The organism is Cyclobacteriaceae bacterium (assembly GCA_013141055.1).
Classification (GTDB): Bacteria; Bacteroidota; Bacteroidia; order Cytophagales; family Cyclobacteriaceae; genus ELB16-189.
In genome coordinates, this window is sequence record JABFRS010000002.1 from 256,289 (window position 1) to 270,754 (window position 14,466).

The 14,466-nt window shown below is 42.2% G+C and carries 16 protein-coding genes; 3 read left to right on the forward strand and 13 right to left on the reverse strand.

Annotated features, from left to right (window positions below):
* Positions 1-70: 70 nt before the first annotated feature.
* From HOP08_15660 to HOP08_15670, 3 genes are read left to right on the forward strand one after another with little or no spacing between them, the layout of a single operon-like run.
* Positions 71-514 (forward strand): peptidylprolyl isomerase, encoded by a 444-nt coding sequence (locus tag HOP08_15660; GenBank protein ID NOT76365.1) that lies wholly within the window; start codon positions 71-73, stop codon positions 512-514.
* A gap of 42 nt (positions 515-556) precedes the next feature.
* Entirely contained in the window at positions 557-2,863 is a 2,307-nt protein-coding gene (locus HOP08_15665; GenBank protein NOT76366.1) for an acyl-CoA oxidase, read from the forward strand.
* A gap of 14 nt (positions 2,864-2,877) precedes the next feature.
* Entirely contained in the window at positions 2,878-3,498 is a 621-nt protein-coding gene (locus HOP08_15670; GenBank protein ID NOT76367.1) for a hypothetical protein, read from the forward strand.
* A gap of 57 nt (positions 3,499-3,555) precedes the next feature.
* Here the strand turns inward: HOP08_15670 and HOP08_15675 are convergent, their stop codons facing one another.
* The 13 genes from HOP08_15675 to HOP08_15735 form a co-directional block, all read right to left on the reverse strand.
* Positions 3,556-4,257 (reverse strand): DUF4397 domain-containing protein, encoded by a 702-nt coding sequence (locus HOP08_15675; protein ID NOT76368.1) that lies wholly within the window; start codon positions 4,255-4,257, stop codon positions 3,556-3,558.
* Between the two features lie 102 nt (positions 4,258-4,359).
* Positions 4,360-5,148: an NIPSNAP family containing protein gene (locus HOP08_15680; GenBank protein ID NOT76369.1), complete on the reverse strand. Its 789-nt coding sequence runs from the start codon at positions 5,146-5,148 to the stop codon at positions 4,360-4,362.
* A 6-nt stretch (positions 5,149-5,154) separates the two neighbouring features.
* The gene (locus HOP08_15685; GenBank protein ID NOT76370.1) at positions 5,155-5,580 is read right to left on the reverse strand and encodes a nuclear transport factor 2 family protein; all 426 of its coding nucleotides are present in this window, start codon (positions 5,578-5,580) and stop codon (positions 5,155-5,157) included.
* A 33-nt stretch (positions 5,581-5,613) separates the two neighbouring features.
* Complete coding sequence (locus HOP08_15690; protein NOT76371.1) at positions 5,614-6,102, reverse strand: hypothetical protein; 489 nt, start codon at positions 6,100-6,102, stop codon at positions 5,614-5,616.
* 53 nt (positions 6,103-6,155) lie between these two features.
* Entirely contained in the window at positions 6,156-6,710 is a 555-nt protein-coding gene (locus HOP08_15695; protein ID NOT76372.1) for a biopolymer transporter ExbD, read from the reverse strand.
* A gap of 58 nt (positions 6,711-6,768) precedes the next feature.
* On the reverse strand, positions 6,769-7,530 hold the full coding sequence (locus tag HOP08_15700) for a hypothetical protein (protein ID NOT76373.1): 762 nt from the start codon (positions 7,528-7,530) through the stop codon (positions 6,769-6,771).
* 166 nt (positions 7,531-7,696) lie between these two features.
* Entirely contained in the window at positions 7,697-8,767 is a 1,071-nt protein-coding gene (locus tag HOP08_15705; GenBank protein ID NOT76374.1) for a Gfo/Idh/MocA family oxidoreductase, read from the reverse strand.
* 1 nt (position 8,768) lies between these two features.
* Positions 8,769-9,806 (reverse strand): PmoA family protein, encoded by a 1,038-nt coding sequence (locus tag HOP08_15710; GenBank protein ID NOT76375.1) that lies wholly within the window; start codon positions 9,804-9,806, stop codon positions 8,769-8,771.
* A complete protein-coding gene (locus HOP08_15715) occupies positions 9,806-11,158 on the reverse strand; it encodes a Gfo/Idh/MocA family oxidoreductase (GenBank protein ID NOT76376.1) in 1,353 nt (450 codons plus the stop codon). The genes HOP08_15710 and HOP08_15715 overlap by 1 nt, the downstream gene beginning before the upstream one ends.
* A gap of 24 nt (positions 11,159-11,182) precedes the next feature.
* Positions 11,183-12,532 (reverse strand): DUF1080 domain-containing protein, encoded by a 1,350-nt coding sequence (locus tag HOP08_15720; GenBank protein NOT76377.1) that lies wholly within the window; start codon positions 12,530-12,532, stop codon positions 11,183-11,185.
* 106 nt (positions 12,533-12,638) lie between these two features.
* Positions 12,639-12,854 (reverse strand): DUF2132 domain-containing protein, encoded by a 216-nt coding sequence (locus HOP08_15725; protein NOT76378.1) that lies wholly within the window; start codon positions 12,852-12,854, stop codon positions 12,639-12,641.
* A gap of 4 nt (positions 12,855-12,858) precedes the next feature.
* A complete protein-coding gene (locus HOP08_15730) occupies positions 12,859-13,332 on the reverse strand; it encodes a hypothetical protein (GenBank protein NOT76379.1) in 474 nt (157 codons plus the stop codon).
* A 55-nt stretch (positions 13,333-13,387) separates the two neighbouring features.
* Complete coding sequence (locus HOP08_15735; GenBank protein NOT76380.1) at positions 13,388-14,419, reverse strand: MBL fold metallo-hydrolase; 1,032 nt, start codon at positions 14,417-14,419, stop codon at positions 13,388-13,390.
* Positions 14,420-14,466: the final 47 nt, after the last annotated feature.

Consider the following 14,466-nt stretch of genomic DNA (forward strand, 5'->3'; position numbering starts at 1 on the left):
TGCGAGGGGTATACTTTTTTACGGCTAATGCACTTTATCATTATCTTGCTTCCCTAAATAAAAAAATCGAATGAAGATAGCTGAAATCCACACAAAAAAGGGAGTCATGAAAATTAAGTTCTTTGAACAGGACGCTCCTAAAGCAGTCAAGAATTTTACTGACCTCGCACAGAAAGGTTTCTATAATGGATTGATCTTTCACCGTGTAATACCAAATTTTATGATCCAGGGTGGTTGCCCTAACGGTAAAGGCAATGGTGGCCCGGGTTATCAAATTGATTGCGAACTTACAGGCGATAATCAATTCCATGATCGCGGTGTTCTTTCTATGGCACATGCAGGCCGCAATACCGGAGGATCTCAATTCTTTATCTGTCACAATCGTGAAAACACGAAACATCTCGATCGTAACCATACCGTTTTCGGAAAAGTTTATGAAGGCCTTGATGTAATAGATCAGATCCGCGGCGGCGATGTAATGGAGAAAGTTGTCATAACAGACGAAAAGGAATAATATCTACGCAACTCCAGTCTTCAATCTTCAAACCTCATTGTTATGCTTCGCTCCAACCTACTCAAAGCCAACCCGGATCTGCATGTTTTCCTTCCTGTATTTTATATGGTGTGGTCAGATGCCGTACTAACTCCCAGTGAGATAAAAGTGATCAAAGACATTATCGATGGACAAAAATGGCTGAAGGGTGAAGAACGAAAGTTTCTTTATGAGCAGATCGATCCTACATCTCCTCCCTCGCCGGATGAGTTTAAGGAATGGCTTGCAGAGATCAGAAAAGCTGTTGATAAAACAACTTCAAATAACATCCGTCTTGCTGATTTAGGCGTTACGCTTGCTCAACTTCATGGCAATGGTTCTTTTAATGATTCTCTGGCTCAGGCCAAACAATCTCTATTGACCGTTGATGAAACCCTGGGAATTATTGGTGGTGAAGCTATCTATAGTTTTCATCCTCAGAGAAGATCTACTATCACTCAGGATCGTGGCACGCAACACACCTTTTCGATTGAGACATTGACTAAAATTCTGGACGGTCCTGAAGAGGCTATCATTAACAAGGTAAAGGCTGTCATCTCTGATCCTGAGTTCAAATACCTGGAAACAGATAACCTTTCAGAGTACCGTGAGAAAGTTCTCATGTGGTGCAGGGAATTGGCAAAGCAGGGCTTTGGATCAATGGCCTATCCAAAAGAATTCGGTGGACAGGCTGATATGGCGAACTATTTCGCGATCATGGAAGCATTGAGCTATCACGATCTCAGTCTTGTAATAAAATTCGGAGTTCAGTTTGGACTTTTTGGAATGAGCGTCTATTTCCTGGGAACAGAAAAGCATCACAAGAAGTATCTTAAATCAATTGGTACACTCGAGTTGCCGGGATGCTTCGCCATGACAGAAACTGGTCACGGCTCAAATGTGAGAGGACTTGAAACAACAGCAACCTATAACCACTCCAGCAGGACTTTCACAGTTCACACACCCGATGATTACGCAAAGAAAGAATATATCGGGAATGCTGCAGTGCATGGTCAGATGGCAACAACATTTGCAAAGCTGATCGTCGACGGAAAGGACTATGGGGTTAGCGCCTTTCTGGTTCCACTTCGCGACAAGGATGGAAAGACCTTACCTGGAATTTCCATCGAGGATTGCGGAAGGAAAATGGGATTGAATGGAGTCGACAATGGAAAAATTCAATTCACTAATGTTGTTATTCCTTATGAAAATCTACTGGACCGCTTTGCAAGCGTAACCGATGACGGGAAGTTTGCAAGTCCCATATCAAGTGATAACAGACGTTTCTTTACAATGTTGGGAACATTAGTTGGTGGACGAATTGGAATTCCAAGATCAGGCTTAAGCGCATCCAAATCAGGACTTACAATTGCAATACGATACGGCGATCAGAGAAGGCAATTTGGTCCTGATGGCGGCAGTGAAGTGCCGATCTTAAATTACAGAACACATCAGCGGCGCCTCATGCCGTTGCTTGCGAATGCTTATGCGTTGCATTTCTCACTTCGTTACCTGACAAACCGGTTCCTGAACAGAACGGAAGCAGACATGCAGGAAATTGAAGCGTTGGCCGCAGGTCTCAAGTCTTTTGCAACCTGGAATACTACAGCAACCCTGCAAGAGTGTCGTGAGGCATGTGGTGGAAAAGGTTATCTGGCTGAAAACAGAATCGATAGACTCAAGAATGATTCAGAGATCTACACCACTTTTGAAGGTGACAATACTGTTTTGATGCAGCTTGTAGCAAAAAGTCGTTTGACTGAATTCAAGCAGGAGTTCAGCAACATGGGACTATTCGGAATTCTGAATTATGTAACTGACCAGGCTACTACTTCGATCACAGAAATGAATCCATTCACTGTAAGAAATACAGACGAAGATCATTTACTGGATCCAGAGTTTCATCTGCATGCCTTTAAATATCGTGAGCGCGATATCCTTACATCCTCTGCAAAACGACTGCGTAAACATATTAGCAGCGGCATGGATTCATTTGATGCCTTCAATGTGAGTCAGCATCATCTTGTACAAGTAGCATTCGCACATGTGGAGCGCGTTATCCTGGAACAGTTTCAACTGCAGGTGAAGGAAACCAAAGATGCAGAGTGTAAAAAAGTCCTTTCCAAATTATGCCAGCTGTTTGCTCTTTCTCAGATTGAGAAGAACAGAGGATGGTATCTGGAAAACGGATACATGGAAGGTTCAAAAACAAAAGCCATACGCAAAATGGTAAATCAACTCTGCTGGGATATACGTCAGGAAGCTGTGCCGCTGGTGAATGCTTTCAATATACCAGAAAGTTGTTTGTCAGCTCCTATCGCCAGGCGTTAAAGTAAATCGATCTTATGGGGCTATTCTCATTTGGTAAGCCATCTCCTCCAAAGGCAAACAATAAAGTCTGGAAGACAAGGGAAGAGTGTTTAAAGGGCACTGTCCGTGAATGCCTGCTATCGATCAGGAATTCAGAGATCGCAATCATAGCCTTTCCCTTTGAGGAATCGCGACAAGCGATGGAGACATTCTTAAATAAAGCTCCTGTACCTTTTCAGAGTATAGATACATATGCAGGGAAGGATATTCTCTCAACAACCGATAAAATATTCTTGATCGATCTGTTTCCTCTCACCAATCTCTCAAGTGACAGGAAAATCAATTTCTTTATTCTGGGAAGATATCCCTATCTCCCGGAGGAAAGGAAGAGTCTTGAGCATCTAAGAATTAAATTTCCCAACGCGGTCATTTCCTTTTGCCTTTCGCTGGATGATACTGTTTTCAAGGTATTTGGATCCGAGAGATTAAAACCTTTGATGGAAAGTCTTGGGATGAAGGAGGATGAGTTCATTGAGCATGCCATGATCAATACCTCAATTGCCAATGGTCTCGAAAAGATCGAACAGAAAGTTGTCAATGAATTGAAATCGTCCTCTGAAAAGGGCTGGTTTGAAAGAAATCTCATTGAACTATAGCAAAAAAAAGCGGATGGCTTTTAAGACCATCCGCTTTCAGATTACACTACAGTTTTCCTATCTGATAACTGTTGCACTCAATGTATTTGTATTTCCTACCGGAGGCGTTGTGTAGCCAACGAACAGCATTGTCTGGTAAGAACCAGGAAGTAATGCGGGTAAAGCTACCTGAAGTAACAATGCATTATCACTTACACGTCTGATTTCAGCGGTATAGGATGCTGTTGGAAACTCAACATAATTACTAGCGTGCTGATAAGTCAATCCAGTTCCAATTGAAGGCGCAACTCCGGCGAGTGTAATATTAACCGCAGGTGTATCTGGTGAAAGATGGATGAGGCGGATCATCGTATTTGCTTTATCAGTAAGTAATCCTGTATCCTCAAGAAAGAGTGTTTTTACTGTTGTAGTTCCAGGTTTGTCCACTACGTATACGGTGTAAGCTTTATTCTGTACTACCCGGATAGTGGTATCAGAAAGGGCAACTGTTGAGCCTACCAGCGTTATTTTAAATTTCTTATCTCCTTCAGCAGTCGTGAAATAGTTAAAATAATCTTTGAATTTAAACGGCTCTACATTTACTTTATCTTCATTGAAATAGATATTAACATCTGCAGAACTGGGAGATGCATTGACGAAAGCAATGGATCCTGAAGGTGGAAGTTCCAATGAGCCACTTGAGCCATCCGTCAAACTACACCCACCCAACAAAGCCACACACAATGAACTAATGACAAAAAGGCGAAGAAAACGATTCATATTCTAAATTTGGGTTTAAATCTTAATAACGCCGCAAAGGTATAAAAATTATGCTATCTGGAGAATCAAAAATCACTCCGGTCGCTTTACGCATTATACTTATCAGTAGTCAGAATACTCCGTTGGCGTTAATAAGTAGATACTCATTTTTGAAATATTGTGCTGATATTCAGGCATGGAGACCAATCTTTTCCAATGCGGATCTTCAACAAACAGCTTCCATTTCTCATCGCGGGCAGTCCTATTCACGAAAGTCGTCATATACATCAGGTTCGGCATTCTGCTTCCTGAAATTACATCCGCATAAAAGACAGCATTAAATCCAAGCCTTTTAAAAAGCCCTACCTCGTCGCCGTCATTGAACATCCTGACTTTACTCCTGTAGATACTTTCCGTCGCACTTTCGTAACTACGTAATTCATAGATTCTATCTCCCCTTGCTGACGTGATCTTTGGTGTCTCCATCTGGAGCATCAATGGAAAAGCACGGAGAAGTATTGATTCAATCCGTTGATACGGAGCATCGGTGTAAGCAGCATCCAAATACTCACTCTTTTCAGATGAGAGATTGGAAACCAGTCCATCTGACACTTCAACAAATCTTTCCGGAGATGAATACGCTGTGAGAACATAGATTCGTTTTCCAAAAGCCGTATCGGTGGCAATGGGTTTGAAAACCCCCACATTTTTTATTCCTGCCTTATGCATGGCCGGGATGAACAGATTCTTTAAATATTCATCTACCCTATCCTCCTGAGATTTATTCTTTAAATGATAAACTTTAATCTCATAAAACTCTTTCTTTTGATTTTGAGCGTATAATTCTAAGGTTGCCAGGCAACATACGCTCATGATGATCCCGCAAAGGAAATTGAATCTCATTCTTTTCATATTTAATTATACTTTAACTGCCTGACGTGCCAGCAACTTCCATTGGTTATTCTGCCTGATCCAGATCAGCATAACACTTAGACTTGCAGATCCTGCTTCTCCCCTGTTAAGAGTTTCAGCTTTCAGAATATGTCTTACTACTGCCACATTATCGATTACTTTGATGGTCTGTTCTGTTAGAGCAATGGTTACAAAATCAGAATTCTTCGTCATCAGCGATTCAATGAATTGGGACTTATCTTCTACTTTTCCACCGGAATGACCATAGCTCAGATTGTCCGATAGAAGGGTGTTCAATGTCGGTTTGTCGGCATCGATAATCGCCTTTGTAAGAATTTCAACAGATGTTGATACCTGTTTCTCATCAACTGATTGCGCGAAAGCAAATACAGGGATTAAAACAAGTGAGAGGTTTAAGAATATCTTCTTCATGAATTGAGTTCTGTATTACATCAAATTTAATAATTAGTTTCTCTTAACTCTTATCGGAGCTGCAGTACTATCCTGCCAGGGCGCTCCTGGCAACGGCTCTACAATTCCGGAATAAAGTCCCGGATCAATATTTCCCCAGATGTATTCAAACTCTATTTTCTTACCATCGGGTGCGATGTACTCTCCAAGTGCAAACACATCTGTAAATCCTGCACCACCGTCACTTCGGTATGTTTTTATTTTCTTCAGCATAACCTTTGATCCTATTACAAGCTCATGCGTCATTGAACTCTGATATTGCTCATTTTGAGTAAGAACATACTCATGAAAACGATAAGAACCTTTATCACTTTTGTATATAAATGCAGGGGACCTGATGATCAATGGAACCTCAACAAATGCCTTTAGCTCTTCATGCTTCGAAATGTCTCTTATCGTTGGTGAAAGTGTGTAAACCAGCAGGAGTATAAACAGAACAACAAGAACCGCTATGACGATGAGAACTACCTTGAGGATGGACACAGAAAGAGAAGTTATAAATGACAGCAACGAAATTAATCAATTGACTGTTAATCTCAATCAATTCGGGTCGGCTCAGCAATGGAGATATTCATCGGAATACCCAAACGGGCCTTTTCGTATATCAGTTTATTCTTAGCATCACTCAAATCGAGCGATCGGAATTGATCAGCGGATATTCCCGCACGTCGTGAATATATTTCGTAATAAGCTCCCTGTATTTCGTCCAGTGCTTTAATGTAAGTTGAGTAACTCGTACCCCTGTCCGTTTTTAGTGAAACAATTGCATTTTCAGGATTGTCTGAAAGACCTGCAATCTTTCCATAATTAAGTATGAACAGTTTTATCTCTTCTCTTATTCCCGACAAATCTGTACGTGGAATATCCTCAACCAGATACTTATCACTTGAATTGATTTGTATTTTGAAAAGATTCCGGCTGGAGATTTCCTGAGGAAGGTTCTTTGTAAATAAAGAAGGCAATACCATTATCAATCCCCTGTCATTCTGGATCTGTGTAGTGACCAGAAAGAAAGTCAGTAAAAGAAATGCTATATCTGCCATTGAGCTTGTACTTAGCTCAACGCTCCTGTGCTTTTTATGAGAGATCATATCGTTGCATTTTCAGATTAAATGCAGCGATTGAAATAAAGTCACCGGAAACTCTGCACTAATTTGTATGAAGAGGATCCTTTTTTCCTATCTGGAAATTAACACCACCCATCCATATCCATTGGAGAGAAGTAAAAGTATGGGTAGCGCGACCCTGATGGTCAGTACCTAATTCAATATCTGTGTAGTCTGCAAAAGCTCCCTGGATATCGCTTTGAATAAAAAAGTATTTATAAATGTTGAATCTCAATCCCACACTTGTTCCAGCAACCCAACCGTGGTAACGGAATCGTCCGTTGTCGCCGCTGCCGAGGATGGATGAAATTGTATAAGAGATCATTGGCCCTGCTCCTACTTTTCCAATAGCACTCAACTCAAAATGTCGTGACGTCCACAGTTTGTGACGCTTCACAAGGTTGACCATCAGATAATTGTTGCCGTTCGTATGCTGAAGGTGAACAAAATCAGGAGTTACCAGTGTGTCTTTATCAATGTACTGACCTCTTATGTTTCCAACCACATGTATCATCTGATTATCGGTGACTACATACTTCAAATGATTCCAGCTGATCTCAATACCAAGATCATGCTTGTCATTGAACATATAGCCCAGCGTCATATCGTATTGCGGGATCGTCAGGCGGTCCGGATGCCACCACTCAGTCATCGATGGATTATCGTGCGCCTTTGCATCAATGAAAGTAAAATCATAGTTGTCCGTAGTGGTATTCTTAAAATGAATAGTGCTTGCGGAATACCAGTCGCGATTATATCCCCAGCTAAAATACAAAGTGCCCCTCTTCTTAAAGGGAGTTTCAATCGGAGTTTCCTTTTGCTGTGCAATCGATACCAAAGAGCTTAGGACCAGAAAAAGTGCGGCAATACTTCTTAAAAACATCTATAGATGGAAAAAACTGCCGCGAAAGTAGTCATTCATCCGCACAGTCAGGAGGTGAACCGAAAAATATTTGGGGTTAGAACTACGCCTACAACTCAATGCGCCTTCCTTCTTTTGCAGACCTTCGCGCTGCTTCCAGGATCCTTACAACTATCATATTGTTGTTTAAAGAAGACAGATCATTCTCGGATTTATATTTACCCCGAAGTACTGCTGTGAGATACGTAATGTTGTCAGCATACGTGGGTGGATTCGTTGGAACTATTATAAGGTCTGCTTTCTTTTTCTCCTGAAGGGTATTGCCATTCAATGCATGCAGATATCCTTCCCTGCCAAATACCTCCAGATCTTTTATTCCAAAAGGCCAGTTCCATGATGCTTCAATAATTCCTGTCGCATCTTTATACTCCACAATGATTGTTGCATCATCATCCACCTTCGGATAAACATCGGGCTTTATATGTCTCAATACGGCCGTTACTGCGATGGGAGCCTTACCATCCATGAGCCATGTCATCAGGTTGGCACCGTAACATCCAAAATCAATGATCGCTCCACCGCCATTTTTCTCAGGATCCGTAAGCCAGTCCAGAAACTCTTTACTACATCCTATTTCCTTCGGACCATTATGGCCGTCATGCACCACCATCTTTCGGATAGGACCAATCTCATTCTTTTCTTTTACCAGTGAATAAAGTTCATGATTACTGGAATACCAGGTCGTCTCATAATTTGTCAAAAGCTGGATCTTATATTGAACAGCAAGTGCTTTCATCCGGTCAGCATGCTTTACATTTAACGCCAGCGGCTTTTCCACCATCACGTGAATTCCTTTTGGAGCACATAGCTCAACAACCTGCAGATGCTCTGAGATCGCATTGTAGGCAAGAACAACTTCGGGACGTGTCTTCGCCAACATAGTGGAAAGGTCAGTGAAGAAAAGAGAGTCAGGAACCTGATACCGGTTTTTATAACGTTCCGCCAGTTTCAAATCAGGTTCAGCAATACCCAAAAGTATTACTTCATGATTCTTGTACTGCTGCATAATACTATGAGCATGATCGTGACTTAAGCCAGCTACTCCCACTTTCAGAAGCTGACCTTTGACAGTTCCACCGCAAAGAACTATTAACAACAATAAATACAACGAATGCTTCATCCTATTTTGTTAGCGCAAATAAATTCATCAACCCATCAATCTGATCATGGTCCAGGAAAGCTTTTCCTTCATGGATCACCACACGATATCGGAAGGTCGCCGATTGCTTTTTCTTAAGGGTTAAATTTAACTCTTCTTTCCCCTGACTGAAAATCTTTCTTCCCAACGGGTTGGCGGCAAAGAGACCATATCCTCTCGCATGCCAGTAAGTAGGTGCTCCTATATTGCCGGGATGATCAATGATAGCAATCGAAATCTTCGATCCATCTTTCTCTCCATTCAGGCATGTCCAGGAGGAGCGTTTTGACCATGTATCATCTCCGGTAATTCCTTCACGATTAACATACAAGCCTGTCACTCCCGCATTGCTGGTCATCGGTACCTTTGTCACTATTCCATTCGCATCAACAAAGTTATCTTCCTGTTTGGAGGGCATTTCAAGTTCACGGGCCACCCGTAATCCAAGCAATCCATCCTTTACATCTTTGAAGATCACTTCGGGCACCTTTGCTGTGAGCGTGCTGGTCCGGTCAATTAAAAGATCACCGTTAAGTTCACTGAATGTAAAATAAGTTGTTTCCTCCAGCAATACTTCGCCTGCCTGATTCACCCAATTACTTTTGGTTATCAATGAAAGTGAATTACCCTTATCATTACCACCTGAAATTATCTTGACATGCTTTATGGATCCATACATTGATTTTTTCTCAGCAGCAATGGCACTGCTATTATTCCAGAAATCAAGACCATTCACACTCTCATAATTCAACCACAGACCCACATGATGTGGATGATCGGTACGCTCACCGGGTCTTGGTGAAATCGGATAACCTCTTGTTATTGTTATTCCCGAAAGTGTTTTGATGGGAAACAGCACCGGCTTTTCCGTAGAATCAAAGTAGCAATAAGAAGTGATCAGTTTCTTGTTATAGAAGATTTCGAACTTCTTCTTCTCTGGACTTTCACGAAAAGTGAAACCGGATTGTCCGTTTGCCAACAAGCTGAAGCAAGCCAAACATAAAGCAAAAAAAACTTTCATCAGTATTTAAATATTTTTCCGCCTGCCATTACTTCCTGTTTACTTTCATCAAAGGTTGCCTTCTCTCCCGTTCTGGATGCTGCTGTCGTCATGATGCAGGCGATTGCATGAGAGTATCCCGCTTCCACCGGGGCATTTGTTTCTTTCCGGTCTCGTACACATTGCATCCAGTTGAGCATATGATTCGTTGTCAGCACATCGCCGCCGGTATTCGCTGCCGTCACCACGGTCTCATCCTTGACATTCAGATCCATTGATGCAAGAAGGTTAGGCTTCATGTTCATCGCTTTTGCATGATTCTCCATAAGACCCCCGCTGTTGGAAACCTTATTGGTGGATAAATTCAACTCTCCTCCATTAGAGTAATAAACCTCTTTCGGCTTATCTTCTCCATTGTGCATACGTGAAGCAAACGTCACCTGAAATCCACTGGAAGGATCTGCTTCCGGACCGTAATCAAATACTGCTGTAAGCGTATCCCAGTTCTTACGCCCATCTTTCCACATATAAATGCCTCCATTGGCCGTCACACTTCGTGGATGCTTCAGTTTGGAAAACCAATGAACAGTATCGATCTGATGACTCATCCATTGACCTGGCAATCCTGAAGAGTAAGGCCAGAACAATCTGAACTCAAGATGCTTGCGCGCGTCAAATGGTTCAGCAGGACGATTCATCAGGAATCGCTTCCAATCTGTGTCTTCTTCTTTCATCTGTGCAACAAGCGCTTCTCTTCTCCAGCGACCCGGCTGATTAACATTCCAGGTAAGTTCTACCATGGTAATAGGTCCGAACTTTCCTTGCTGTATAAATTCTGACGCAGCCTGATAGTTGGCTCCGCTTCTTCTCTGAGAACCTATCTGAATGATCTTTTTTGATTCCTTAATTGCTTTCAATGCTGCGCGATTGTCCTCCATCGTTTCAGCAAATGGCTTCTCAACATAGGCATCACAATTATTCTTAACGGCTTCGATCGCATGGAGTGCATGCTGAAAATCGGCAGTACTGATAATGACCGCATCAATATCTTTCGAGCCATAGAGCTCCTCATTGTTGCGATATGCCTTAACATCATGTCCCAGTTTTTCTTTGAGGAATGCCTGACCTGCTTCGCGTTTTACTTTCCAGATATCAGAAACGCCCACCATATCAAAGTTGAGCTCCTTATAGTGACTCATAAAAGCTGGCACCAGCGAGCTCTTGAACCGGTCTGAAAATCCAACAACTCCCACACGGACACGGTCATTCGCACCGATGATGTTGCCATAACTTTCGGCACTGAAAGCCATAGATCCCAGGTAGGTAGCAGTTGCGGCCATCGCTGATTTCTTTAGAAAATTTCTTCTCTTCATAGTTCTGAAGTTTTATTTTGGACTTTATTTAATCAGTTCTTTGATCTTAATGCTCCTGAAGGATACCTGATCACCATGGTCTTGTATAAGAATACGTCCTTTCGGTGCCATTCCAAACTCAGGCCACTCAGCATACTTGCTTCTTGCCACCAGCGCCTGATAGATCAATGATCCACGCTGATACTCAACAACTTTATATCCATTGAGCCAGTGTTCCACACGATTGTCAGGATATACAATGACTCTTCCGCTGTTCCACTCTCCCATTTTATGCTGACCTCTTTTTACCTGAAGGGAAGGAATAAGATCATACAAAGATGCCTGTCTTCTATTTCCCACTACTCCCATTTTTGCATCCGGATGCTTCTCATCATCAAGCACCTGGTACTCCAGTCCGATGGCGGAACCTTTGTTGGCCTCTTTCTCCGTTACAAAATATTTGACACCGCTGTTGGCACCTTCCGTCAACTTAAATTCAAACTGAAGATCAAAAGCTGCATACTCATTGGTAGTCACAATATCACCGCCGTTCTCTGATTCAGCCCCCGTTGACTTACTCACCTGAATTGCTCCGTCCTTGATCTCCCATCCTTTCTCAGGAAATTTATCTTTATATGCACCTCTCCAGCCATTCGTGGTTGCTCCATCCCATAAAAGCTTGTACCCGTTTGCTATCTCTTGCTCCGAAATATTATTGGCAACAAAGTTCATAACGAAAATATCATCCGGTGGTGAAGGCTTAAGTCCTTCCGTTTGTATGCGGATATTTCTCCACCGGATCTTCTTACCGACTTCTTCCTGTTTGCTGATCGAATGCACCTGAAGTGCGATGAATCCTTTACGCGTTACATTGTCAACAACATTGGCGGTAGCGATGCCATTCACCCATACACGCATGACATCTCCGATACATTCAACATGAAGTTTATTCCAGTCGTTCTTTTTGTATGCTGACTTTGCATTTGGATTATACTCGAGGGGATAAAGCCATTCTCTTCTGCCTTCATCATAGATCCCCCCTGTCCACGCCCGGGGAGATGGATCAATTTCAATCTGGTAACCATGAACGCGACCTTTCTGATAGTCCTCCTTGCTTTCACTGCGAAACTGAATACCGGAATTCATATCATCATCAAGCTTATACTCAAGCTCAAGAATAAAATCATCGTAGAGTTTTTCTGTTACCAGAAATGAGTTGGGTTCATTAAGAACCGTAGTACCGATGATCTCCTTATTTTTTATTTCGTAAGTAGCCTTGCCGTTGAGCTGTTTCCAGCCACTAAGATCTTTACCATTAAAAAGGTTATTCCATTTTGCCTGGCTGTGTGCAATAAACGGTGCAATAATGAAGAGCAACAGTGCAACTTTTTGCATAAGAGATTTCCGAATGATGTATCAAACAAGATCGGAAAAAATAGCAATAGTTTACCAGGAAAATGATAAACGGTTCTCCATTAAAAATAGAAACGAGAGTGAATTGTTAACTGATGGATTCCAGATAGAGATCCTCTACTTTCTTTCTTGCCCAGGCTGTCTTTCGTAAAAAGACAAGACTTGACTTTATGCTCGGATCATGTATAAAGCAATTAATTGCAATACGATTTCCTAGTTCTTCCCATCCATAACGGTCCACCAGGTGCGTCAGGATCATTTCAAGAGTTTGTCCGTGCAAAGGATTATTGGGTTGTTTTTCCATTGGATTACGCCAGGTTCGCTATCGCTTGCAGATAGTCGTACTGCAAATCCTCTGGCAATTTAGTCAAGGTTGCGTGGATTTTCTTTAGTTGCTGCTGATATAAATTTACAAGCACCTGACTGCTTTTGTAGCGGATCCCGCTATCTTTTAAAAGCGTGCAAAAACGGATTCTTATTTCAAGCTCAGTTTGCTTGTTCCCGGAGTAACGGATTTGCTTATTGGCCATACGCAGGATCTTGCGAAGGGTCTTCTTTGCGAAATAAATATTCCCTCTTGACACCTCACCAAACATCTCCTCCATGTCGGCCATGACACTCTGGACGTATGAGTTCTCATCTTCTGACTCAAACAAAAGATAAGTCAGCAGCTCCTTATTGTCCTTCTTGTACTTTGCCAGCCTGAAAACCAGCTCCCTCAATTCTTCGTCTTCCTTCGACTTGAGCTCTTTCTTTATTTCACTGACCGTCGCTGATTTCATCTGCAAATTTCGTCTCGAAATTTACAAAACATTTTATCCAATCGTAATGCGACTGTTACTCCCACCATTTCGAACCCGGTGCAATGCTGTCAAGACGGATCGGGTCACCAATGACCGGTGTCGTCAGCTTTGCCTTGAGCGAATCAGCAGCCTTCACTGCTCTGTCAATAGGTTCCGTCCAGGGATGAAGTGCCAGTGTGAATTTTCCCCAATGTACCGGCAACAGCACATTCGCCTGCAGGTCAATACTTGCCTGAACTGTCTGCTCTGGCATCATATGAATATAAGGCCACTTCTTATCATATTGCCCGCACTCGAGCATCACGATATCAAACGGACCATACTTCTCCCCTATCTTCTTAAACGATTCATCATAGCCTGAATCACCGCCAATGAAAAGCTTGTACTTGCCGACCTTTAAAACATAGGATGACCATAACGTCTGACCTCTTTTAAAACCTCTTCCGGAGAAGTGACGTGCCGGTGTTGATGTCAGCTCCACTCCAGTGACAACCTCTTCAGTCTGCCACCAGTCAAACTCTTTGATCTTTGATTCCTCAACGCCCCAGTATTCAAGATGTGAACCTATACCGAGTGGAACACAAAAGAATTTGGTTTTTGATTTAAGCTTAAGGACTGTATTGTAATCAAGGTGATCATAATGGTCGTGTGAGATCACAACCAGATCAACATCGGGAAAATCTTCTATAGCATAAGGATTGGTGACCGCATAATTCTTGCTTCCAAAGTATTGAACAGGCGATGCATATGCACTAAACACAGGATCCACTAATATCTTCTTGCCATCCACGATGATGAGATAGGTTGAATGACCAAACCATACTATCATTGGTGCGCCATCGAGAGTTTTTAAATTGGTTTTAATGGATGGTAACGTCTTTGTTGGCTCGCGATTGATTCCCTTTGAAAAGAAAAACTCCTTCATCATTTTCGGATAGGAAGTGTCTTCCGACAACATAGGAGTTTCAATCAGATTCATAAAACTACCGTCCTTGTAGTTCGGTGAATTCTTAATGCGTTCAAGGCGCTTTCCCGAAGGAAGCTTTCCAAAAGATTTCTGCTGCATAAAAAGGAAGATAACAGCACTGAGCACCAGAATGGTGATCAGCACGA

Coding starts and splice junctions, on each gene's coding strand:
- HOP08_15660 (NOT76365.1), top strand. CDS start 71: ATGAAGATAGCTGAAATCCACACAAAAAAGGGAGTCATGAAAATTAAG.
- HOP08_15665 (NOT76366.1), top strand. CDS start 557: ATGCTTCGCTCCAACCTACTCAAAGCCAACCCGGATCTGCATGTTTTC.
- HOP08_15670 (NOT76367.1), top strand. CDS start 2,878: ATGGGGCTATTCTCATTTGGTAAGCCATCTCCTCCAAAGGCAAACAAT.
- HOP08_15675 (NOT76368.1), bottom strand. CDS start 4,257: ATGAATCGTTTTCTTCGCCTTTTTGTCATTAGTTCATTGTGTGTGGCT.
- HOP08_15680 (NOT76369.1), bottom strand. CDS start 5,148: ATGAAAAGAATGAGATTCAATTTCCTTTGCGGGATCATCATGAGCGTA.
- HOP08_15685 (NOT76370.1), bottom strand. CDS start 5,580: ATGAAGAAGATATTCTTAAACCTCTCACTTGTTTTAATCCCTGTATTT.
- HOP08_15695 (NOT76372.1), bottom strand. CDS start 6,710: ATGATCTCTCATAAAAAGCACAGGAGCGTTGAGCTAAGTACAAGCTCA.
- HOP08_15705 (NOT76374.1), bottom strand. CDS start 8,767: ATGAAGCATTCGTTGTATTTATTGTTGTTAATAGTTCTTTGCGGTGGA.
- HOP08_15710 (NOT76375.1), bottom strand. CDS start 9,806: ATGAAAGTTTTTTTTGCTTTATGTTTGGCTTGCTTCAGCTTGTTGGCA.
- HOP08_15715 (NOT76376.1), bottom strand. CDS start 11,158: ATGAAGAGAAGAAATTTTCTAAAGAAATCAGCGATGGCCGCAACTGCT.
- HOP08_15720 (NOT76377.1), bottom strand. CDS start 12,532: ATGCAAAAAGTTGCACTGTTGCTCTTCATTATTGCACCGTTTATTGCA.
- HOP08_15725 (NOT76378.1), bottom strand. CDS start 12,854: ATGGAAAAACAACCCAATAATCCTTTGCACGGACAAACTCTTGAAATG.
- HOP08_15730 (NOT76379.1), bottom strand. CDS start 13,332: ATGAAATCAGCGACGGTCAGTGAAATAAAGAAAGAGCTCAAGTCGAAG.
- HOP08_15735 (NOT76380.1), bottom strand. CDS start 14,419: ATGCAGCAGAAATCTTTTGGAAAGCTTCCTTCGGGAAAGCGCCTTGAA.